Source organism: Bradyrhizobium sp. CCBAU 11361 (genome assembly GCF_028128935.1).
GTDB lineage: Bacteria > Pseudomonadota > Alphaproteobacteria > Rhizobiales > Xanthobacteraceae > Bradyrhizobium > Bradyrhizobium niftali.
Window position 1 is genome coordinate 72,069 of record NZ_LBJZ01000018.1, and the last position, 21,994, is coordinate 94,062.

The 21,994-nt window shown below is 64.8% G+C and carries 20 protein-coding genes; 9 read left to right on the plus strand and 11 right to left on the minus strand.

Annotation, left to right across the window (positions count from 1 at the left end; all coding sequences use genetic code 11):
* Positions 1-73 precede the first annotated feature (73 nt).
* The gene (locus tag XI08_RS06370; RefSeq protein ID WP_271573801.1) at positions 74-880 is read left to right on the plus strand and encodes an SDR family NAD(P)-dependent oxidoreductase; all 807 of its coding nucleotides are present in this window, start codon (positions 74-76) and stop codon (positions 878-880) included.
* A 215-nt stretch (positions 881-1,095) separates the two neighbouring features.
* On the opposite strand, the gene XI08_RS06375 is transcribed toward XI08_RS06370, so the two are convergent.
* Together XI08_RS06375 and XI08_RS06380 are read right to left on the minus strand one after the other, a co-directional pair.
* Positions 1,096-1,866, minus strand: a complete 771-nt coding sequence (locus XI08_RS06375) for a hypothetical protein (protein ID WP_271573802.1) — start codon at positions 1,864-1,866, stop codon at positions 1,096-1,098.
* 224 nt (positions 1,867-2,090) lie between these two features.
* Positions 2,091-3,668: a cation:proton antiporter gene (locus XI08_RS06380; RefSeq protein ID WP_271573803.1), complete on the minus strand. Its 1,578-nt coding sequence runs from the start codon at positions 3,666-3,668 to the stop codon at positions 2,091-2,093.
* A 70-nt stretch (positions 3,669-3,738) separates the two neighbouring features.
* Here XI08_RS06380 and XI08_RS06385 point away from each other — a divergent pair, with 70 nt between their 5' ends.
* On the plus strand, positions 3,739-4,500 hold the full coding sequence (locus tag XI08_RS06385; protein WP_271573804.1) for a tetratricopeptide repeat protein: 762 nt from the start codon (positions 3,739-3,741) through the stop codon (positions 4,498-4,500).
* Positions 4,501-4,618: 118 nt separating this feature from the next.
* Here the strand turns inward: XI08_RS06385 and XI08_RS06390 are convergent, their stop codons facing one another.
* Together XI08_RS06390 and XI08_RS06395 are read right to left on the minus strand one after the other, a co-directional pair.
* Positions 4,619-5,497 (minus strand): right-handed parallel beta-helix repeat-containing protein, encoded by an 879-nt coding sequence (locus XI08_RS06390; protein WP_271573805.1) that lies wholly within the window; start codon positions 5,495-5,497, stop codon positions 4,619-4,621.
* Between the two features lie 185 nt (positions 5,498-5,682).
* The gene (locus XI08_RS06395; protein ID WP_156936998.1) at positions 5,683-6,141 is read right to left on the minus strand and encodes a hypothetical protein; all 459 of its coding nucleotides are present in this window, start codon (positions 6,139-6,141) and stop codon (positions 5,683-5,685) included.
* 327 nt (positions 6,142-6,468) lie between these two features.
* On the opposite strand from XI08_RS06395, the gene XI08_RS06400 reads away from it, so the two are divergent.
* The 4 genes from XI08_RS06400 to XI08_RS06415 all read left to right on the plus strand — a co-directional run bounded on the left by XI08_RS06400 (position 6,469) and on the right by XI08_RS06415 (position 11,419).
* Positions 6,469-7,854 (plus strand): tetratricopeptide repeat protein, encoded by a 1,386-nt coding sequence (locus XI08_RS06400; RefSeq protein WP_271573806.1) that lies wholly within the window; start codon positions 6,469-6,471, stop codon positions 7,852-7,854.
* Between the two features lie 334 nt (positions 7,855-8,188).
* A complete protein-coding gene (locus XI08_RS06405) occupies positions 8,189-10,099 on the plus strand; it encodes a propionyl-CoA synthetase (protein WP_271573807.1) in 1,911 nt (636 codons plus the stop codon).
* A 123-nt stretch (positions 10,100-10,222) separates the two neighbouring features.
* Positions 10,223-10,489: a hypothetical protein gene (locus XI08_RS06410; protein WP_027546985.1), complete on the plus strand. Its 267-nt coding sequence runs from the start codon at positions 10,223-10,225 to the stop codon at positions 10,487-10,489.
* Between the two features lie 183 nt (positions 10,490-10,672).
* Complete coding sequence (locus XI08_RS06415; RefSeq protein ID WP_271573808.1) at positions 10,673-11,419, plus strand: OmpW/AlkL family protein; 747 nt, start codon at positions 10,673-10,675, stop codon at positions 11,417-11,419.
* 69 nt (positions 11,420-11,488) lie between these two features.
* Here XI08_RS06415 and XI08_RS06420 read toward each other — a convergent pair whose 3' ends face one another.
* The gene (locus XI08_RS06420) at positions 11,489-11,674 is read right to left on the minus strand and encodes a hypothetical protein (protein ID WP_027546983.1); all 186 of its coding nucleotides are present in this window, start codon (positions 11,672-11,674) and stop codon (positions 11,489-11,491) included.
* 223 nt (positions 11,675-11,897) lie between these two features.
* A complete protein-coding gene (locus XI08_RS06425; protein ID WP_027546982.1) occupies positions 11,898-12,593 on the minus strand; it encodes a DUF1013 domain-containing protein in 696 nt (231 codons plus the stop codon).
* 254 nt (positions 12,594-12,847) lie between these two features.
* On the opposite strand from XI08_RS06425, the gene ispH reads away from it, so the two are divergent.
* Genes ispH through rnhA form a run of 3 tightly spaced genes read left to right on the plus strand, consistent with a single transcriptional unit; the run spans position 12,848 to position 15,267 of the window.
* The gene (gene ispH / locus XI08_RS06430) at positions 12,848-13,816 is read left to right on the plus strand and encodes a 4-hydroxy-3-methylbut-2-enyl diphosphate reductase (RefSeq protein WP_027546981.1); all 969 of its coding nucleotides are present in this window, start codon (positions 12,848-12,850) and stop codon (positions 13,814-13,816) included.
* A gap of 6 nt (positions 13,817-13,822) precedes the next feature.
* Positions 13,823-14,806, plus strand: coding sequence for a homoserine kinase (locus XI08_RS06435; protein WP_271573809.1), 984 nt, complete (start codon positions 13,823-13,825; stop codon positions 14,804-14,806).
* A complete protein-coding gene (rnhA, locus tag XI08_RS06440) occupies positions 14,803-15,267 on the plus strand; it encodes a ribonuclease HI (protein WP_011084134.1) in 465 nt (154 codons plus the stop codon). Before XI08_RS06435 ends, rnhA begins: the two co-directional genes overlap by 4 nt.
* A gap of 163 nt (positions 15,268-15,430) precedes the next feature.
* Here the strand turns inward: rnhA and XI08_RS06445 are convergent, their stop codons facing one another.
* The 5 genes from XI08_RS06445 to XI08_RS06465 form a co-directional block, all read right to left on the minus strand.
* Positions 15,431-15,916, minus strand: coding sequence for a peroxiredoxin (locus tag XI08_RS06445; protein ID WP_008543132.1), 486 nt, complete (start codon positions 15,914-15,916; stop codon positions 15,431-15,433).
* A 108-nt stretch (positions 15,917-16,024) separates the two neighbouring features.
* Positions 16,025-16,579 (minus strand): DUF924 family protein, encoded by a 555-nt coding sequence (locus XI08_RS06450; RefSeq protein ID WP_271573810.1) that lies wholly within the window; start codon positions 16,577-16,579, stop codon positions 16,025-16,027.
* A 15-nt stretch (positions 16,580-16,594) separates the two neighbouring features.
* Entirely contained in the window at positions 16,595-18,280 is a 1,686-nt protein-coding gene (locus tag XI08_RS06455; protein ID WP_027546978.1) for a long-chain fatty acid--CoA ligase, read from the minus strand.
* 191 nt (positions 18,281-18,471) lie between these two features.
* The gene (locus XI08_RS06460) at positions 18,472-19,932 is read right to left on the minus strand and encodes a D-alanyl-D-alanine carboxypeptidase family protein (RefSeq protein WP_271573811.1); all 1,461 of its coding nucleotides are present in this window, start codon (positions 19,930-19,932) and stop codon (positions 18,472-18,474) included.
* 190 nt (positions 19,933-20,122) lie between these two features.
* Complete coding sequence (locus XI08_RS06465) at positions 20,123-21,931, minus strand: glucan ABC transporter ATP-binding protein/ permease (RefSeq protein ID WP_271573812.1); 1,809 nt, start codon at positions 21,929-21,931, stop codon at positions 20,123-20,125.
* Positions 21,932-21,994: the final 63 nt, after the last annotated feature.

A 21,994-nucleotide genomic window follows, 5' to 3' on the forward strand; every position in this document is an offset into this window, starting at 1 on the left:
ATATCCGGGAACGGCGCCCCCGGATATCGCTTCGCTCATCCGGGCTACAAAGAACAACAACGGGAGACACGCGATGGATCGGCTCAAGGGCAAGGTTGCGATGGTGGTGGGGGCCGGCTCGATCGGGCCCGGTTGGGGCAACGGCAAGGCCACCGCGGTGACCTTTGCGCGCGAGGGTGCGCAGGTGTTCTGCGTCGACCGCAACGGCACTGCTGCCGAGGAGACCGCGAAGATCATCAAGGACGAAGGCGGCAAGGCGACCGCGTTCACCGCCGATGTCTCACGGTCAGCCGAGATCGAGGCGATGGTCGCGGCGTGCCTGAAAGCCTATGGCCGCATCGACGCGCTCGACAACAATGTCGGCATCGCCGAGATGGGCAGCGTGGTCGACGTGACCGAGGAGAGCTGGGACCGCGTCTTCAGCGTCAACCTCAAGAGCGCCTATTTCGCCATGAAGCACGTCATCCCCGTGATGGTGAAACAGGGCGGCGGCTCGATCGTCAACATCTCCTCGATCGCCTCGATCCGCCACATGGGCATCTCCTACGTCACCTACGGCACCTCGAAGGCGGCGATGAATCAGATGACGCGCACCACCGCGATCGAGTTCGCGCGGCATCATGTGCGTGTGAATGCGATCCTGCCCGGCCTGATGAAGACGCCGATGGTCGAACATTCCGCCGGCCTTGCCGCGAGCTACGCCAAGGGCGACGTGGAGGCGATGTGGCGCGCGCGCGATGCGCAAGTGCCGATGGGCCACATGGGCGATGCCTGGGACGTGGCGAATGCCGCGCTGTTCCTGGCGTCGGACGAGTCGAAATATGTGACGGGGATCGAACTGGTGGTGGACGGCGGGATCACGTGCAAGGCGGGGGCGTAGCTCCAATCTCCGCCGTCGTCCCGGACAAGCGCGCCTCAAGCGCGCGCAGATCCGGGACCCATAGCCACAGGATGGAGTTGTTTTGCTAATCCGTAACTCCGAGTCGTCGTAACCACATCTGCCTGTGGCTATGGGTCCCGGATCGGCGCTCCGCTCCAGTCAACGCTGCGCGTTGTCTGGAGCTGCGCTTGTCCGGGACGACAGCGGAGCATTGCTCACTGAGCCAGCGCCAGAATCCCGCCGGCGAAAGAATGCCATGCGGCAGTCTCGCTGATCGGCCAGTTCAGTACCTTCACCGCCAGCAGCGCGAGCGTGCCGGTGATGTAGACCGGATGCACGCGGCCCTCGGTGCGCCAGTCGCGCACCATGGCGACGACGAGCAGGAGCGAAGCGACCACGGCCGGGGCGATCGTGACGGGCACCGGGGGCGGGCCGGGCGGTCCTGGAGGAGCGAGGAAGGTCAGAAACCAGCGTGCGATCGCGGCGTCGAGGATCGAGACCGCGGCGAGCAGCATCAGGCGCTTGTGAACTTCCGGCCTGCGCGTGTTCACGATGCCGAGCACGAACACCACCGCGAAGAACGCGATGCCGCTCATCGGCACGATCGAGAAGCCGATGCCGGCCTCTTTCTGCCCGAGCGCCGCGGCGTGCTGCATCACGTGCACGGAGGCGAGGAAGCCGAAGATCGTCATCGCGGTCGCGAGCGAAACGCCGACGATGCCGATCGCGCGGTGATTGACCACGCGGCCTGAGGCCGCGAGCCAGGTCTGGATCACGAAATAGAGAGACCAGGTGAAGAACAGGAGGCCGTGAAAATGAATCACCGGGCTTGTGGAAAACGCGCCGCGGGCGAGCGGCACCCAATAGGTCGGCGCGAAGCCGAGAAAAGCGGTCGCCGCGCAGGCCAGGGCCATGTGGAGATAAAAATATCGTGCGGGCGACGCATCACGCGCGCGGACACGACGGTCGTCGGTCAGGGTCGTCATCTGGAATGTGTCTACGACGACGGCATTGGGTTCAACGCCAGCCGTTCACCCTCCAGTGTCGTCCCGGCCGAGTGCGCAATTGCGCACGGGGGGGCGGGACCCATAACCACAAGATGTGGAAATTCGCGCGCTGATGGCTCCAGGTTCTCTCAACAACTGAAAGTCGGGGTTATGGGTCCCGGCCTTCGCCGGGACGACACCGAGTTTGTGGTTTGATCGACACATCATCCTCCCGCGCTCAATTCGGCGCGATCGAGCTCCTCCTCGAGGCGGTGAAAGGCGTCGTCGCCGATCACCTCGGTGGCGCGCAGGTCGAAGATGGATTTGCGCGCGGCTTCGATGGCGCGGCGGCGCAGCGGATCGGCGGGCAATTCGCCATTGGCGATTCCGCCGTTCGGATCGTGATCCGCCTGCATCAGGATGGCGCGATATTCGAGCCTCAGGATCTCCGCCTCCTCCGACGGATCGCTTTCGATCGCATCGAGGGCCGCGCGATAGGCCACGGTGCGGCCGCGCGCGACCTCGGTGCCGACGGGATCGTCGTCCGTGAGGCCGAAGGCCAGGATCAACGGCCGCAGCGTCAGGCCCTGGATGACGAGCGATCCCAGCACGACGGCAAAGGCGATGAACACGATGAAGTCGCGATAGGGAAAGTTTTCCGGCAGGGCGAAGGCGGTCGCGAGCGTGACGAGGCCGCGCATGCCGCACCAGGAGATGATGAGGCCGCCCTTCGGCGAGGCCACCTGCTTCGGATCCTTGGGATGATAGAGTCCGTGGGCAATCAGCGCGCGCAATGTCGTGCGGTAGAACGTCACCCAGAGCAGCCGCACCAGGACCACCGTGAGCAGGATCCAGGCTGCCGCCACGCAATATTCCCAGCGCACGTCCGCGTCGAGCCGCGTCCAGATCGGCCGCATCTGCATGCCGATCAGCATGAAGGCGAGCACGTTGAGCACGAACACCATCGTCTCCCACACCGCATAGGACGGCACCCGCAGCCGTGCCGGCATGTGCGCCCCCGCCGTGCGCGCCATGGTGATGGCGTAGACGACGATGGTGAGGATGCCGGAGAGGCCGAGATGCTCGGCGGCGATCCAGACCATGAAGGTGGTGGCGAACTGCAGGATGATCGCGCTGGGCGCTTCCTTCACGCGTTGGAGGAACAGCGGTATGATGCGCCCCGCCAACAGACCGGCGAGGACGCTGCCGACCAGCGCCAGCGCGATCGTCGGCGCGACCTCGCTCCATTTCAGATGCTGCATGACGACCGCGCCGACGGCGATCCGATAGATCAGCAGCGAGGTCGCGTCGTTGAGCAGGCTCTCACCCTCCAGCACCTTCACCATGCGGTGCGGCAGCTTGACCTGGCTCAGGATCGCGACCGCCGCCGCGGCATCCGGCGGTGCCACGATGGCGCCGAGCGCGATCGCGGCGGCCCAGGGCATGTCAGGCATCAGCCGGTGCGCGACGTAGGCGACGCCTACCGTAGTCAGGCCAACCGCGGCCACCACGAGGGTCGAGACTGGAACCCAGTTGTTGCGCAGATCCCGCAGCGAGGTGTCGAAGGCCGCGTCCAGCAGCACCGGTGCGACAAAAAGCGCCAATGCCAGGTCCGGCTCCAGCGTCCAGGTCGGGCTCGACGGCACGAAGGCGATCAGCGCGCCGCCGATGGCGAGAAAGGTCGGGTAGGGGACCTTGATCCGCCGTGCCAGCGCCGATAAGCCAACAGCGCCGAGCAGCAGCGCGATGATCCATTCGAATGTCGACACGACAATCCCCGAAAGCGATTTGAGCGGCGCCACAAGCTAGCACCAATCCGGCCGTATGATGGATAGTACGGCCTCAAGGCAAGCCTTTCCGACTGCAAGGACCATGCGCTCTCTTCTCATTCAATTGTCAGGTGCGGTATTGCTCTGCGCGCTCCCGCTCGGCGTGGCTCTGGCGGCGACCGGCGGCGAGCCGGCTGTCGTCACGCAGGTCGACATCGCGCCGTGCCTCATGGCCGCCGCCGGCGACGACCTGGACAAGGCCAATTCCGTCTGCGCCGAGGTGATCGACAATGAGAAGACGGCGAAGGGGGACCTGATCAAGGCGCTCGTGGCGCGCGCCGCGCTTTACGCGCGGCATGATCAGGTCGACCGCGCGATTGCCGACGACAGCCGTGCTCTCTTGCTCGATCCCACGCTCGCGGATGTCTTCAACGCGCGGGGCGAGCTGTGGCTGAAGAAAGGCGACAAGCCCAAGGCAGTGCAGGATTTCGGCGCCGCGCTGAAGATCGATCCGAACCACGAGAAGGCCAAGGCCAATCACAAGGCGATGGCGCGCGAGCTCGAGCGGATCGGCGCGCAGATGGCGGTCGCGGGCAAGCCCAGCTTCAATTGCAGAAGTGCGGCCCGGGCGGTCGAGAAGGCGATCTGCGCCAACCGCGAGCTCGCCGATCTGGATCGGGAGATTTTTGGGTCGAATGCCCGCGTGATCCGGGAGGCGCGCAATCCCGCGGAAGCCAAGGCGCTTCAGCGCGAGCAGGACGAGTTCATCGCCCGCCGCAATGCTGGGTATGGCCGGCCGGGCTATGATCTCAAAAAAGCGATGCAGGAGCGGTTGCAGCGGCTGAACGGGGTGGACGGCTACTAGAGCGTTTTCGAGCGAAGTGGATACCGCTTCGCATGAGGAAACGCGTCAAACAGGGATCAAGAGCATGATCGGACTGATCATGCTCTTGCCGTTCCGCAAAACCATCCGCTGTCGGCGTCTACTGCAGACCGGTGGGGTTGGAGGTCGAGCCGATCGGCGTCGGAGCCGGACCAAGCGCACTGTTACCTTGAATCCGGTTGTTGAAATGCGACTGGGTGACGCCGCTGAACGCGGTGGCGTTGAAGGAAATATCGTTGTTCGAGAGGCGGGCGGTGACCGTTCCGTTGAGGTTGCCTACGCCGAGACCGTTGTTGCTGACCACGCTGTTGCTGAGGTTTATTTCAGACGCCGCCGCGCTGCCCGACGCGCCGACACCGATCTGGGCGTTGCCCGTAACCACCGCCCGGTTGATCATGGCACGGCCGTTGTTGCCGATGAGAATGCCGATATTGGCCGAATTCTGAACGCGCACATTGTCGAGTGCGATGTCGAGGCGCTGCCCGGCGGCTCCGGGATTGTAGGCGATGCCGAAGGTGCCGGTATTTCGGACGGTGGTATTGGAAACATACAATTCGCCGCCGCCGGTGCGATCATCCAGGATGCCGGACGCCGAACCGGCGAAAACGCCGTCGATGAGGGTGTCTTCGATGATGACCACGCCGCCGGTGATGGTGGAGCCGCCGCTGATCCTGATCCCGACAAGGCCGGTGTCGACGCCGTTCAAATTGAGGTTGCGCAGCCGGACGGTCTTTCTCGTATCTGTCGCTGCGAAGCTGTTGAACGGAATGTTGATGCCGTTGGTGCCGCTGAAGAGGACCGACCCGAAAATCTCATGGCAGTCGATGGTGATCGACTTGACAATGGTCACTGAGCCGAAGCCGCCGGGATCGAGGCAGTTGATCTCTCCGTTGAGGGCGGTCTTGGAAATCGCGCCGGCGAAGGTCTTGCATGGCGCGGTGCGGCTGCAGGGATTGACATCGTCGCCGACCCCCGACACCCAGGTCCGCGAGGCCTGGGCGTGAGCGGACGTGGCCGGCAGCGCGAGCAGCAGAAATGTTGCGGCAATGGTGTGCGACAGTGCAATCCTGTTCATGGTGCTCTCCGAAATGATGTGGCGATTGGCAATGGCTCTGCCACGCGGGAATACGGAATGGTTGCAGGCTCGCCCTTGCGAGGGGCCGGCTATCTGAATGAAATCTGCGCGCTCTGGTAGCGGCTTCCCGCCGAGGCGACATCCGGCGCCAGTTCGAACGAGTACTCCGCACCGACCAGATCGGTCGGAAACACGAGCGACAAGTTGCCGACGCCCTCGTCATCGGTCTTGATGTCGCCGATCTGGCGAACGCATTTGAGCGAGACGTGATAGACCGTGTTGGGCTTGGCGGTCATTGCCACCTTCACGCTGGTGTTGCCGTCGAACAGCCGCGTTGCCCAGATCGTGCCCCTGACCGACGGTGAATCGGTATTGGGGACATCGCGGCCTGAACAATCGGAAGTGTCCTGATGAACGAGAACCACCTGCCGCTGGTTCGGATCGGTCGGACGATTGGGAATGTATTGCGCCGTTGTGGCAAGGGTCGTTCCCACGAGCATGGCGGCGCCGAGCCAGATGGAATTGTAACGCAGTCGGAAGATTGGCATCGCATATCGCATCGTTTCCTCCGCATGTAATTGGGGAAATCAACTATTTTAAGTAGTATTTCGGAATATGCTGATACTGGTTTCAGCACGACGTCTCGAGGCTGGTCGGAAATGGTCCGCGCACAGTACATCTCATTAATCATACAGGTCTGTGAACTCGCTCACAGGTAGAGACCGGAGATTTCGCTGCGCTCCGATACGGTGCGATGGATCCCGTGACTCTGCCTGCGCCGACCGGCCTTGGAACCGCGGGCGACCTCACCGCTTGAACCGGTTGCTGCATGGCCGCGACAACGGTGAGAACCCGACGTCACGGAGCCCTATGCCATGTGCGGCATGCATTCTTCCGCGCAGATGCCCTCGTTTGCCAAAATCTCGCCTCGCGCCTTCTTCCTCGGCGCGGCCATAAGCCTTGCCCTCATCGCTCCGGCCTCGGCCGGTATCGATTGCGTGATGGGCAGCAAGACCGCTCCCGCCGAACTGATCACGGCGTGCAGCGCCATCATCGACCAGACCTCGAATTCATCGTCCGACCGCGCCGCCGCGCTGCTGGTGCGCGCCGACGCCAATGCGCGAACCTCCGGCGGCCTCACGCAGGCGCTGCGGGATATAGACCGCGCCATCGCGCTGGACGGCAAGAATGCAAAGGCATGGCGCCTGCGCGGCGACCTGCTGCGCGAGGCCGGCGGCGACCTCAATCGCGCCGCGGCCGATCTGACCAAGGCGATCGAGCTCGATCCGCAGGATGCGGAATCTTACGAGCTGCGCGGCGTCGTCTACACCAATCAGCGCCGGCTCGACCGCGCGCTCGCCGATTACGACCAGGCGATCAAGCTGAAGCCGGATGACGCGCAGGCCTGGTCCGACCGCGGTGTGACCTATTATCTCGGCGGCGACAACGAGAAGGCGATCCGCGATCTCAGCGAGGCGTTGCGGCTCGATCCGAACCGGCCGCGCACCTACACCAATCGCGGCGCGGCCTACAAGAAGCTCGGCCAGCTCGACAAGTCGGTCGCCGACGACGGCGAGGCGATCAGGCTCGATCCGAAGGTCCCCGAATATTACGACAATCGCGGCCTGGTGCTGGCCGCAATGGGTGAGTACGACAAGGCGATCGCGGATTACGACCAGGCGTTGCGGCTGGCGCCGAAGCCGAACTTCTTCACCAACCGAGGCGATTCCTATCAGCTCAAGGGCGAGCTCGGAGCGGCGTTGAGCGACTACGAGGCTGCGCTGAAGCTCGATCCGAATTTCGCGCAGACCTACAACAACCGCGCCGTGCTCTACAAGAAGATGGGCGAGCGCAGGAAGGCGCTGGCCGATTACGAGACCGCGCTGAAGCTCGACCCCGGCAACGACAACGCGGCCAGCGGCCGGCGCAGCATGATCGCGGAGATCGCGAAGTTCGGCGATGAGCCGCGGCGTCCGCTCGCGGCGAATTCCGGCAACGGTCCCTCGTTCGATTGCGCGACCGCAAAGCGCGAGGTCGAGAAGGTGATCTGCGCCGATCCGCAGCTCGGCGTGCTCGACCGCCAGATCGCCGAGACCTACGAGCGCGTGCTGAAATCCGCGAGCAGGCGTTCGGCCGGCGATCTGCGCCGTACCCAGCGCGATTTCCTCGCCACCCGTGATGCCAGCTTCCGCCGTCCGGGCTACGATCTGAGGAAGATCATGCAGGAACGGTTGCAGCGGCTGAACGCGATGGAGAGCTGAGAAGCCTCTACGCGCACACTGCGTTCCCTCCCCCCTTGCGGGGGAGGGTTAGGGAGAGGGGTGGCCACAAACTCTAGACTGAGTTCGTGGCCACCCCTCTCTCCCGCTCTCCCCCGCAAGGGGGGAGAGGGCTCACCTTTGTTGTGGCTCCAGCTTGCCTCGATGGCCTTTCTTCCCTCCGTCCCGAAAGGCCCATCCTTTTCAGCTTGAACCGCGGCCCATTCCCGGGAAAATACCTCTCAAACAACGCCGGCACTTGATCCCTGTCATGGCGGGACGCTCGTCCTGTCGGTCAGGTCAAGGCCAGGCGAATAAAGGGAACGGGAGCGCGGGCATGAACGTCAAGGGAACGAGTCTCTATCACGAGGTCCATGCACGCTCGCTGGCTGATCCCCAGGGCTTCTGGGCCGAGGCGGCCAAGGAGATCGACTGGATCGAGCCGCCGAAGACGATCTTCGATGCCTCGCAAGGAACCTACGGCCGCTGGTTCACCGGCGGCGTGGTCAACACCTGCTACAACGCGCTCGACCGCCATGTCGAACGCGGCCGCGCCGACCAGGTCGCGCTGATCCATGATTCGCCGCTGACGAGCTCGATCACCAGGCTCACCTATGCCGAGCTGCTGAACGAGGTGCAGGCGCTCGGCGCCATCATGCAGGATTTCGGCGTCGCCAAGGGTGACCGCGTCATCCTTTACATGCCGATGGTGCCGGAGGCGGTGGTCGCGATGCTCGCCTGCGCGCGCATCGGCGCGGTGCACTCGGTGGTGTTCGGCGGCTTTGCCGCGAAGGAGCTCGCCACCCGCATCGACGATGCGCAGCCGAAGCTGATCCTGTCGGCGAGCTGCGGCATCGAGCCCGGCCGCATCGTGCAGTACAAGCCGCTGCTCGACGAGGCGATCAGGCTCGCTGGCAGCAAGCCGAAGGCCTGCATCGTGCTGCAGCGTCCGCAGCTCACCTGTGACCTGGCGCCGGGCCGCGACTACGATTGGGCGAGCCTGCGCCGCAAGGCGATCAACGACGGCAAGAAGGCGCCTTGCGTGCCGGTCGCCGCGACCGATCCGCTCTACATTCTCTACACCTCGGGCACCACGGGCATTCCCAAGGGCGTGGTGCGCGACAATGGCGGCCATCTGGTCGCGGTGAAGTGGTCGATGTTCAACCTCTATGGCGTCAAGCCGGGCGAGGTCTGGTGGTGCGGCTCCGACATCGGCTGGGTGGTCGGCCACAGTTACATCGTCTACGGCCCGCTGCTGCATGGCGCGACCTCGATCATGTACGAGGGCAAGCCGGTCGGCACGCCCGATGCCGGCGCATTCTGGCGCGTCATCTCCGAGCACAAGGCGGTGGCGCTGTTCACCGCGCCGACCGCGTTCCGCGCCATCCGTAAGGAGGATCCGGATGGAAAGTTCATCCGGCAATACGACCTCTCGACATTCCGCACCCTGTTCCTCGCCGGCGAGCGTGCCGATCCGCCGACGGTGGAATGGGCGGAGCAGCAGCTGAAGGTGCCTGTCATCGACCATTGGTGGCAGACCGAGACCGGCTGGTGCATCGCCGGTAATCCGGTCGGCCTCGGCATGCTGCCGGTGAAGCACGGCTCACCGACAGTGCCGATGCCGGGCTACCAGGTCGACGTGGTCGATGAAGCGGCCAAGCCCGTCGGTCCCAACAAGATGGGCTCGATCGTCATCAAGCTGCCGATGCCGCCGGGCTGCCTGCCGACGCTGTGGAATCAGGATTCGCGCTTCAAGGAAGCCTACCTCAGCGAGTTTCCCGGCTATTACAAAACCTCGGATGCCGGCTACAAGGACGAGGACGGCTATGTCTGGGTGATGGGGCGCACCGACGACATCATCAATGTCGCCGGCCATCGTCTGTCCACCGGCGGCATGGAGGAGATCCTGGCCTCGCATCCCGACGTCGCCGAATGCGCCGTGCTCGGCGTCAAGGACGCGATCAAGGGCGAGGTGCCCTGCGGCTTCCTGGTGCTCAAGGCGGGCGTGAAGCGCGCACCTGGCGAGATCGAGAAGGAGATCATCGCGCTGGTGCGCGACAAGCTCGGCCCCGTCGCTGCCTTCAAGCTCGCCATCACCGTCGGTCGCCTGCCCAAGACGCGCTCCGGCAAGATCTTGCGCGGCACCATCAAGAAGATTGCCGACGGCGAGTCCTGGACCATGCCCGCGACGATCGAGGACCCCAAGGTGCTGGACGAGATCGGGGAGGCGTTGAAGGGGAGGGTGTGACTTTGCCCTCCGGTCGTCATGCCCGGGCTTGACCCGGGCATCCATCAATGAGCAAGCAATTGCCTTGATTTCGATGGATTGCCGGGTCAAGCCCGGCAATGACGAATGAGACAGGATCGACCAATGTCAGCCAAGCTCGCGCAGTACGGGGCCATCTCCCTGCTGGCCATCGCACTCTCCGCCTGCTCGGCGCGCTACCAGACGCCGGTGGCGATGGGGGGCGACGATGACGACGCAGTGTGCCAGAGCCGCGGTTATGCGGCGGGCTCGCCGGAATATGTGGCCTGCCGCAAGGACCGTGACGTCCAGCGCAGCGCCGCTACCGCCCGCGCCGACCGCCGCCAGCGCGATCTCGGCGAGTACATGCTGAACCATCCCGAGCGGCCGTGAGATCGGGCGTGGCACTATCCTGCGTCGTTCACTCGCATTGCTCGTGACACATCTGCAACGCCGCGACACAAATCGTGCCGCGTTTCGCCTGATTTGATCGGCGTCAAATCCTTCACCATCCCCTTTCTGCTCTGACGCTGACGTCGCGCAACGAAGCGCGAGAGACGGCTGAAGGGGATTGAAATGCAGAGAACGACAAGAAACTTGGCGCGGATCGCGACGGTCGGCGCGATGCTCGCGGGGACTTTTGCATCGGTGCAGGCCGCGGACCTGCCGGTCTACAAGAAGGCGCCGCCACAGGTAGAAGGCTTCAATCCCTGGATGGTGCGCCTGCGCGTGCTCGGCGTGTTGCCCGATGCCGGCGGCTCGACTGTCAACGTCGCGGGCGTGCCGTCACTGTCGTCGCCGAATTCCGGCCTCTCGATCAGCGACCAGGTCGTGCCCGAGCTCGACATCAGCTATTTCTTCACCAGGAACATCGCGGCCGAGCTGATCCTCGGTGTGACCAGGCATTCGATCAGCGGCACCGGCTCGCTCGCGAATTTGCCGATCGGCAAGACGACGCTGCTGCCGCCGACGCTGACGCTGCAATATCACTTCGACAATTTCGGTGCGTTCAAGCCGTATATCGGCGCCGGCGTGAACTACACCGTGTTCTTCAACAATTCCGCCGCCAATGCGCCGGCCGCCATCGTCGGCCCGCCCGCGATCGTCGCCACCACCACGAGCCTGCACGTCAGCAACGCCTTCGGCGGCGCCGTGCAGTTCGGCTTCGACTACATGCTCGACCGGCACTGGGGTCTCAACGTCGACGTCAAGAAGCTCTGGCTGCGACCGGATTACAGCGCGACCGTCAGCGGCCTGCCCGTCACCGGCACCGCGCATATCGACCCCTGGCTGGTCGGCGCCGGCGTCACCTACAAGTTCTGATGCCGCCGTCGCGGCGCCGGGCGGGGGCCCCGGCGCCGCAAAGGTCCGCTCGACCAATCCTGCATTCCGTCAGTCCGAATGCACGGTGCGGGGATGCCGATCGTGCAGGAGCTTCGCGAGCGGGTCGCGATCCTCGGGGTGTCCTTGTACGGCGATCTCGAACAGCGATTCCTGAATGTCCCGGGGCATCTCACCCCAGACCGACAACGCCGCGTGACCAAGCATCAAGGCAAAGCGTTCTTCGTTGACTTGCATCTTTGTTCCTCCGCGCGGGAACAATGCGACATCAGACGCATCGTTCCCGACGGCGGCCACCTACGCCTCGCCGGCCGGCTGCTGAGACCATGCAGCCTCTCGCCTCGGCCTCCGCGAATCTGCCAGGCAGGTTTCGACATGCTCCCGCGCGCTCAAACAAAAACGCGGCGGGGAGGCCCGCCGCGTTCAAATCCAGTTCGATGGTAAATGGGAGGACGGAGAATTACTCCTCCCCGTCGTCCTGCTTCTTGCCGCCGAGGGTCTTCAGCTTGGCGAACACGGCGTCGACGTTGAGGTCGTCGCTCGATCGCTCGGCCGGCTCGAACTCGTCCTTCTTGGTGGTCTCCGAGGCCGGCAGCAGGGTCGCGCCGCCATAGGCCGCGTCGATCGGCTTTTCCTTGGCCGCGCGGGCCACCTCGAAATCGAGCTCGATCTGCGAGCAGAGGCCGAGGGTGACCGGATCGATCGGGGTCAGCGAGGAGGTGTTCCAGTGGGTGCGGTCGCGCACGCTCGCGATCGTGCTCTTGGTGGTGCCGACCAGGCGCATGATCTGGGCGTCCTTGAGCTCTGCGTGGTTGCGCAGCAGCCAGAGGATGGCGCTCGGGCGCTCGTGGCGGCGCGAGACCGGGGTGTAGCGCGGGCCCTTGCGCTTGGGCTGCGGCGGCAGCACGACCTTGCTCTCCTGGAGGCGGAGGCGGTAATCCGGGTTCTTCTCGCCCTTCTCGATCTCCTCGCGGGTGAGCTGGCCGTTGGAGAGGGGATCCATGCCCTTGATGCCCTGGGCCGCGTCGCCGTCGGCGATCGCGCGCACCTCGAGGGGATGCATCTTGGTGAAATCGGCGACCTGGTCGAAGGTCAGCGCGGTGTTGTCGAGCAGCCAGACGGCGGTCGCCTTGGGCATCAGAGGTGCGTTGCTCATGGCAAATCTCCTTTGTGCTTCGCCCACCCCTCTGGAGGCGAAGCCGGTGGTCATCAGCGATGACTGGGAATTCGCGCTATATAAGCCCGGAGGGGGTAGCCACGCAATGGTTCTGCTATAGATAGTGCCTTGACAGCGCCCGAAAGGGGGCCCAATTCCCTCTGAAGTCGCCGTAAGCCCGTACCCAAGCCCTATTCATCCATCGACCGCTTCCCGCCCCATTTGGCGAGGTGATTCGGTCCCGAGATCGCTCAATGTCAGCAAAACCAGACCTCAAGATCGTGCTTTGTTCTCCCCGCGGCTTCTGCGCCGGGGTGGTCCGGGCGATCGACACCGTGGAACGGGCGCTCGATAAATACGGTGCCCCCGTCTATGTTCGCCATGAGATTGTGCATAATAAATACGTCGTCGACGGGTTGAAGAAGAAGGGCGCCATCTTCGTCGAGGAGCTGGCCGAAATCCCGGAAAACACCTCCGCGCCGGTGGTGTTCTCGGCCCATGGCGTGCCGAAATCGGTTCCCGCCGACGCCCAGTCCCGCAATTTGTTCTCGCTGGACGCGACCTGCCCGCTGGTGACCAAGGTCCACCGCGAGGCCGCGATCCACTTCAAGCGCGGCCGCGAGATCTTCCTGATCGGCCATTCCCACCACCCCGAGGTGGTCGGCACGCTCGGCCAGCTCCCCGTCGGCGCCGTCACCCTGATCGAGACCGCCGAGGACGCCAAGACCATCACCCCGAAGGACCCCAACAACCTCGCCTTCGTGACCCAGACCACGCTGTCGATCGACGACACCGCGGAGATCGTCGCGCTGCTCAAGGAGCGTTTCCCGAACATCAACGGGCCGCACAAGGAAGACATCTGCTACGCCACCACCAACCGCCAGCTTGCGGTGAAGAAGGTGGCGCCGGTGGTGGACGCCCTGATCGTGGTCGGCGCGCCGAACTCGTCGAACTCGCAGCGCCTGCGCGAGGTCGCCGAGCGTGAGGGCTGCCCGATCGCGGTGCTGGCGCAGCGCGCCGCCGACCTCGACTGGAAGCGGTTCGAAAACATCACCAGCCTCGGCATCACCGCGGGCGCCTCGGCGCCGGAAGTGATCGTCGAGGAGATCATGGATGCGTTCGCCGAGCGCTTCACGCTGCATGTGGAGACGGTCTCGGCCGCGGAAGAGAACGAGTTCTTCCCGCTGCCGCGCCAGGTGCGCCCCGAAGCCGCCGCCGAGTAGACCTCTATGGCGGTCTACACCGACGTCGCCGCCGACGAGCTTGCGGATTTCCTGAGCCAATACGATCTCGGCGAATTGCTCTCCTACAAGGGCATCGCCGAGGGCGTCGAGAATTCCAACTTTCTGCTGCACACCACCAAGGGATCGTTCATCCTCACGCTCTACGAGAAGCGTGTGGCGAAGAACGATCTGCCGTTCTTCCTCGCGCTGATGACGCATCTCGCCGAGCACGGCGTCAATTGTCCGCTGCCGGTGAAGGGACGAGACGGCGAGGCGCTGCGCGAGCTGTCGGGCCGTCCCGCCGCGATCATCACCTTTCTCGAAGGCGTCTGGCCGCGCAAGCCGAACGCGGCCCATTGCGCCGGCGTCGGCGAGGGACTGGCCAGGATGCATCTGGCCGGCGCCAATTTCGCGATCAAGCGCGCGAACGCGCTCTCGGTCGCGGGCTGGCGGCCGTTGTTCGATGCGGCCGCAAGCCGCGCCGACGAGGTGCAGCCGGACTTGCGCGCGTTTCTCGCGACCGAGCTCGACTATCTCGCGAGCGGGGTCTGGCCGACCAATCTGCCCGAGGGCGTGATCCACGCCGACCTCTTCAACGACAACGTCTTCTTCCTCGGCGACAAACTCTCGGGGATCATCGACTTCACCTTCGCCTGCAACGACATGCTGGCCTATGACGTCGCGATCTGCCTCAACGCCTGGTGCTTCGAGCCGGATCACTCCTTCAACGTCACCAAGGCGCGCGCCTTCCTCAATGCCTATGGCCGCGTGCGCAAGCTCTCGGAGGCGGAAGAGGCCGCGCTGCCGCTGCTGGGGCGCGGCGCCGCGATCCGTTTCCTGCTGACGCGGCTGGTCGACTGGCTCAACGTGCCGCCCGGTGCGCTGGTGCGGCCGAAGGATCCGCTGGAATATGTCCGCAAGCTGCGCTTCCACCAGAGCGTCACGAGCGTGCGCGACTACGGGCTGATGCCGTCAGGACTGGTCGCGTGAGCGAGCTTCCCGTTGTCACGATCTATACCGACGGCGCCTGCTCGGGAAATCCCGGGCCCGGCGGCTGGGGCGCGATCCTGAAGTTCGGCGACAAGGAGAAGGAGCTGAACGGCGGCGAGCGTCACACCACCAACAACCAGATGGAGCTGATGGCGGCGATCTCCGCGCTCGAAGCGCTGAAGAAGCCGTGCACCGTCGATCTCTACACCGACAGCCAGTATGTCCGGCAGGGCATCACCGGCTGGATCCACGGCTGGAAGCGCAACGGCTGGCGCACCGCCGACAAGAAGCCGGTCAAGAATGTCGAGCTATGGCAGCGTCTCGACGCCGCGCTGAAGGCGCATCAGGTCCGCTGGCACTGGGTCAAGGGCCACGCCGGCCATCCCGAGAACGAGCGCGCGGATCAGCTGGCGCGGGACGGGATCGTGAAGGCGAGGTTGCAGCAGAGGGTGGCGGAGTAGCGGCGTCGACGTCGTCGCTCCGCTCTCAACTGTCATCGCCCGCGAAGGCGGGCGATCCAGTACGCCGCCGCGGCTGTGATAAATCTCGACGCCTCTGGAATACTGGATGCCCCGCTTTCGCGGGGCATGACAGCGTCAGATGTGGCTGAAAGCGGGGGCTGCCTTACAGCTGCCCGAGCAGCGTATCGCCGCCGGACACCTCGACCTTGCCGGGCATCGCTTCGAGGTTCAGCTTCTTGACCACGCCGTCCTCGACCAGCATCGAATAGCGCTTGGAGCGAATGCCGAGGCCGTTGGCGGAGGCGTCCAGCTCCATGCCGATCGCCTTGGCGAACTCGGCGTTGCCGTCGGCGAGGAAGATCGCCTCGTCGCGCTGGTCGGTGTCGCGCTTCCAGGCGTTCATCACGAAGGCGTCGTTGACGGAGACGATGGCGATGGTGTCAACGCCCTTGTCCTTCATGGCATACGCGTTGAGGAAGATGCTCGGCAGATGCATCTTGTGGCAGGTGCCGGTGTAGGCGCCGGGCACCGCGAACAGCGCCACCTTCTTGCCCTTGAAGATATCGTCGGTGGTCTTCACCTGCGGGCCTTCCGCCGTCATCACGCGGAATTTCGCCTCGGGCAGCTTGTCGCCAGTCTGGATCGCCATCGTCAGTCTCCCTGAAAATCGATCCCGCTTTCTAGACCGTGCGGCGGGCCTGCACAATATTGCCGGCAGGGAAAGCGGCGAAGGTTGCCGCCCTTCACCTTGATGTCATCAGCCGGAAAAGCCGCCATTGTCGAGGAAGGCCTGCTCTTCCTCGGTGGTCGGGCGTCCGAGGACCCGGTTGCGGTGGGGGAAGCGGCCGAACCGGCGGATGATGTCGGCGTGCTCCCGCGCGTATTTCAGGTTCTCGGCATTGTCGGCGTCCTGAAACAGCGCAATGCAGTGCAGCTGGTCGGGCAGGTGCTCGGAATGCATGAAGGGCATGTAGAGGAATTCGAGCAGGGCAGGATCGATCCTGCGATCCGCGCCCCGATCGATGGCGCGGCGGGCAATTTCGCGCGCCAGCGCATCGCTGGAGAACGTCCTGGGATCGCCACGAAACATGTTGCGGGGAAACTGATCGAGCACGATGACGAGCGCGAGCGTACCGTCGTCGCTTGCCTCCCATGACGCCAGTTCGCCGGCGGCCGCCTTCTGCCAGAGGGCGAAAAAGCGCCGCCTGACCTCCGCGTCGAAAGCCTCGCTGTGCTTGTACCAGCGCTCACGGCCGGCCTCGCGCCAGAAGGCGAGAATGCCGGCCGGCTCGATGTCGCCGACGTCAGTCATGGCTCAACGGCAGCCTTACGCCGCCTCCGCCTTCTTTTCGTCGCGGAGCTGCCGACGCAGGATCTTGCCGACATTGGTCTTCGGCAGGTCGGTGCGGAATTCGATGTGCTTGGGCACCTTGTAGCCGGTGAGCTGCTCCTGACAGAACTTGATCAAGGCCTCGGCGGTGAGGTTCTGGTCCTTCTTTACCACGAAGGCCTTCACCGCTTCGCCCGACTTGGAATCGGGGATGCCGATCACGGCGCATTCGAGCACGCCCGGATGGCTCGCGATCACTTCCTCGATCTCGTTCGGATAGACGTTGAAGCCGGAGACCAGGATCATGTCCTTCTTGCGGTCGACGATCTTGGTGTAGCCCTTCTCGTCCATCACGCCGATGTCGCCGGTGCGGAAATAGCCGTCCGCGGTCATCACCTTGGCGGTCTCTTCCGGCCTGTTCCAGTAACCCGACATCACCTGCGGGCCCTTGGCGCAGATCTCGCCCGCCTGGCCGAGCGGCACTTCGTTGCCGTCGTCGTCGCGGATGGAAATATAGGTCGAGGGCACGGGGATGCCGATCGAGCCGGAGAAATCGTTCGTGGTCGCCGGATTGCAGGTCAGCGTCGGCGATGTCTCCGACAGGCCATAGCCTTCGGCGATGAAGCAGCCGGTCACCGCCTTCCACTGCTCGGCCACGGGCCGCTGCACGGCCATGCCGCCGCCGTTGGAGATCTTCAGCTTGGAGAAGTCGAGCTTCTTGAAGTCGGGATGGTGCATCAGGCCGTTGTAGAGCGTGTTCACGGCCGGGAAGCTGTTGACCTGGTACTTCGCCAGCTCCTTGACGAAGCCCGCGATGTCGCGCGGGTTGGGGATCAGGAGATTGCAGCCGCCGGCGCGCACCGCGAGCAGGTAGCAGGCCGTCAGCGCGAAGATGTGATAGAGCGGCAGCGCGCAGACGATCAGGAGCTGGTCGATCTGCGGCGGCTGCGCCAGCGCCGGCTGGAGCCAGGCATCGTTCTGCAGGACGTTGGCGACGATGTTGCGGTGGAGCAGCGTCGCGCCCTTGGAGACGCCGGTGGTGCCGCCGGTATATTGCAGGAAGGCGACGTCGCCGGGCGACAGCTTCGGCTTGTTGAACGTCAAGCCGCGGCCGGCCGAGAGCGCGTCGTTGAAGGACACGGCGCCCGGCAACGACCAGGCCGGGACCATTTTCTTGACGCGGCGGACGACGAGGTTGACGATGACGCCCTTGAAGCCGAGCAGGTCGCCCATGCTGGCGACGATGACGTGCTTCACCGATGTCTTCGCGATCACCTGCTCGACGGTGTGGGCGAAATTCTCCAGCACGATGATGGCTTCGGCGCCGGAATCCTTGAGCTGATGCTCGAGCTCGCGCGGCGTGTAGAGCGGATTGACGTTGACGACCGCAAAGCCGGCCCGCAGCACCGCGGCGGTGGCGACCGGATATTGCAGCACGTTCGGCATCATGATGGCGACGCGGGCGCCGCGCTGGAGCCCGCGGCCTTGCAGATAGGCCGCCAGCGCAACCGACATCTGGTCGAGGTCGCGGTAGCTGATCGACTTGTCCATGCAGATGAACGCCTTGCGGTCGGCGAACTTGGTGAAGCTCTCCTCCAGAAGGTCGACCAGCGATGCGTATTGTGTCGGCTCGATATCGGCGGGCACGCCGGGCGGATATTGCTTAAGCCAGATGCGCTCCATGGAAACTCCCCTCTCCTACACCAGAGCCCGTTGTATCTCGGGCTTGCCTCATTACCGCCAGTATCGAGCCTGCCGGACCGGGTGGCAAGCCGTCGTGGCTTAGGGCAAAGGTCGGAAAGTGGCTACCGGAATCGTCGCAAGCCGCGCTGCCGCAGGTGCGAAGTGCGGCTGCGGTTCAATTCCGAGGGGCGTTAACTGTTGTTGGCCGGCTTGGCCGGAGGCTTGGTCGCGGCCTTGGGCTTGGCGGGCTTCGCCGCCTGATCGCCACTTGCTGCGGGCTTCTCGGCGGGCTTCGCCGCGGCATGCTTGGTCCCGGCGGGCTTGGCTGCGGTCTTGGTGTCAGCCTTTACGTCACCCTTCGCATCACCCTTGGCGCCCGGCTTCGCTGCCGCCGTCTTGGTGTCCTTCGACTTATCGGCCGGCTTGTCGGCTGCGTCGGGTTTCTTGGCGACGCGCGACTTCTTGCCACGCGCCTTTGGCGTGGCCTGCTGGTCGGCATCGGCTGCGACCGCAGCGATCAGGGCGGTGCCGGTGCGGGTCGGGCCGGTATAGACCAGCACGGGCTCGGCCGCCGCCGGCGCCGAGGCCATCAGCTCGGAAGCCTTCATCAGGGGCGGCTGAAGCCCGGCGGTGAAGAAGGTCACCTGGGCCTCGCCGCCGGTGGCGGAGCCCGATCCGGTCGCGCCGCCATTGGCCGCGATCAGCGCATCGTCGTCGTCGCTCGCCGGCCGCTTGCGATGGCCGCCGCACATGTCGTCGCGCAGGTTCGGCGGCGATGCGTCGACCGGCACGAGGTTTTCGACGGTGCCGAGCGAGGGACGCAGCCACGACAGATTGTCCTGGCTGAAGCCGCGCTCCAGCAGCTGCGCCGCCTTCACCGCGCGCGCCGTTCCGGAATTGGCGCCGAGCACGACGGCGATCAGCCGGCGGCCGTTGCGCGTGGCCGAGGCGACGAGGTTGTAGCCCGAAGCGCAGATGAAGCCGGTCTTGAAGCCGTCCGCGCCGGGATAGCGGCCGATCAGCTTGTTGAAATTCCCCGTGACGCGCTTGCCGAAGCGGATGGCCGGGATGTGCACGAAGTATTCGTATTCCGGCAGGTCGCGCAGGAACGAGCGCGCGAGAATGCCGAGATCCCGCGCAGACGTGATCTGACCATCGGCGGGCAGGCCGTTCGGATTGACGTAGCTCGTCTGCGTCATGCCGAGCTTCCTGGCGGTGTCGTTCATCATCGCGGAGAAGCCGTCGACCGAACCGCCGACGCCTTCGGCGAGCACCACGGCCATGTCGTTCGCCGACTTGACCATCATCATCTTCAGCGCGTTGTCGACGGTGAGCTGCGTTCCCGGACGGAACCCCATTTTCGACGGCGACTGCGAGGCCGCCGTCGGCGACACCGTGAGCAGCGTGTCGAGCGTGAGCCTGCCGTCCTTCACCGCCTTCAACGTGACATAGGCGGTCATGATCTTGGTGACGGAGGCCGGATACCAGGGAATGGTCGCGTTATCTGCCTGCAACACCTTGCCGCTGTCCGCTTCGATCAGCAGCAGCGCTTCGGCGCTTGCCGCGCGTGGCGTGAGCAGCGCGGCGCATGCGAGGGCCGCGGCGAACAGGTTGAACAGGGATTTGCGAAGCAGCGGGCGAAAGGCGTGCACTATCCGATTCCGGTCCTTGGAGATCCGCCGGTTCCGGACGGTTCTCGTGATCTGAGTTTCGGGTTTTGAATTCCGGCGCCGCCGCTTGCGGCGTCGCAAACCTATACCGGCTCTTGCGTCGAGAATAGGGGTTTCGGCGCGGTATTCCGCAATGAAATAGGCCGAATTTCGGCGGTCCTGCGGGGACTTGCTATGGGGATTTGGCCGCAGTCGCAATAGTCTCGGCCGCCGTCACGCTGGCCCGTGCATTGGCTTGTGATTGTTCCTGCACCATGAACTGGGCCCTGGCGAGCTCGGCAAAATGGCCGCCTTTGGCCACGAGTTCATCGAAAGTTCCGCTTTCGATCACGCGCCCGTTCTCGAACACCAGGATCCGTGTTGCGTTGCGGATGGTGGAGAGGCGGTGGGCGATCACGAAGGTGGTGCGGCCCCTCATCACTTCGTCGAGAGCGGCGTTCACCTTGGCCTCGGTGATGGCGTCGAGCGCGCTGGTCGCCTCGTCCAGGATCAGGATCGGCGGGTCCTTCAGCAGCGCACGCGCGATCGACAGCCGCTGCCGCTCGCCGCCGGAGAGCATGCGGCCGCGCTCGCCGGCATTGGTCTCGAACCCGCCGCTGCGCTCGATGAATTCGAGCGCCTGCGCGCGCTCGGCCGCCTTGCGCATCTCGGCTTCGGTCGCGTCCGGCTTGCCGACGCGCAAATTCTCCGCGATCGAGCGGTTGAACAGGAGCGCCTCCTGGAACACGACGCCGATGTTCCGCCGCAGCGAGGTCAGCGTGACGCCGCGCACGTCCATGCCGTCGATCCTGATGAAGCCGGATTGCGGATCGAAGGCGCGATGCAAGAGCGCAATCGCGGTGGACTTGCCGGCGCCGGTCGGGCCGACCAGCGCGATGGTCTGGCCGGGCAGTGCGGTGAAGGAGAGATCCTCGACCGCCGGCCGCTTGCCGTCATAGGAGAAGGTGACGTCGTTGAACTCGACGAGGCCGGACAGGCGTCCCGCATCGATCGCGTCGGGACGGTCGTGGACCGCCGGCACGGCATCGAGCACGCCAAAGAACTCGCGCAGGCGCGGCGCTTCCATGAACACGTTGTTGATGAAGCTCACGACCTGCTCGAGCTTCTGGATCAAGAGCGTGGCAAAGCTCACGAACATCACGATCTCGCCGACCGAGGTCAGCCCCTGGTCGTGCAGGGCGATGCCGAGCGAGAAGATCGCGAGCACCGTGATGGTGGTGGAGGCGCGCGTGATGACGGTGACGAGCGCCCACCAGGACAGCACCGGCATCTGTGCGGCCAGCAGCTCGTCGGCGACGGAGCGCAGTCCCTTCACCTCGGATTCGACGCGGACGAAACTCTGCACCAGTGCGACGTTGCCGAGCGCATCGGAAGCGCGCGCCGAGAGCTCGCTGTAGTGCTCCTCGACCTCCATCTGCATGCCGAAGGTCTTGCGCACCACGAAAGTCGTCAGCGCCGTGAAGACGACGCAGAGCACGAACAACAGGATCGCGAGCCGCCAGTTCAGATAGAGCGACAGCGGCAGCAGCACCACGACCGAGAGGATCGCGGCAAAGTGCTCGCGGAAGAAGCCGAGCCACAGCCGCCACAGCGCGTCGGTGCCGTTGAGCATCACCTTCATCAGCCGGCCCGAATGGGTGCCGGAGTGGAAGGTCAGGGGCAGTTGCAGGATGTGCTCGAAATAGTCGGTCAGCACCGCCTGGCGCTGGCGGTGGGACAGCCGGTCGGCTTGCAGCGCAACGAGCGCGCTGCATGCGATGGTGAACAGCCCGAACGCGACCCAGGCCAGCAGGAACGGCCATGCCGAGTTCGAACCGGCGACCGACTTGCCGGAGAGCACGTCGACGATGCGGCCGAACAGGACGGGCTCGGCGAATTGCGAGGCAGCGAGCAGGAGATTGGCAAACGCCAGCAGCCAGCCCAGCCGCGCCTCCTTGCCGAGCAGCTCGAGAACGCGGGTGTAAAGGCTGAAGATGGACATGCGGACCGGCAACTCGGGCGGATAGCGGGGCCCGTATTCTAAGCAGGGATCGCCCGCGAGATA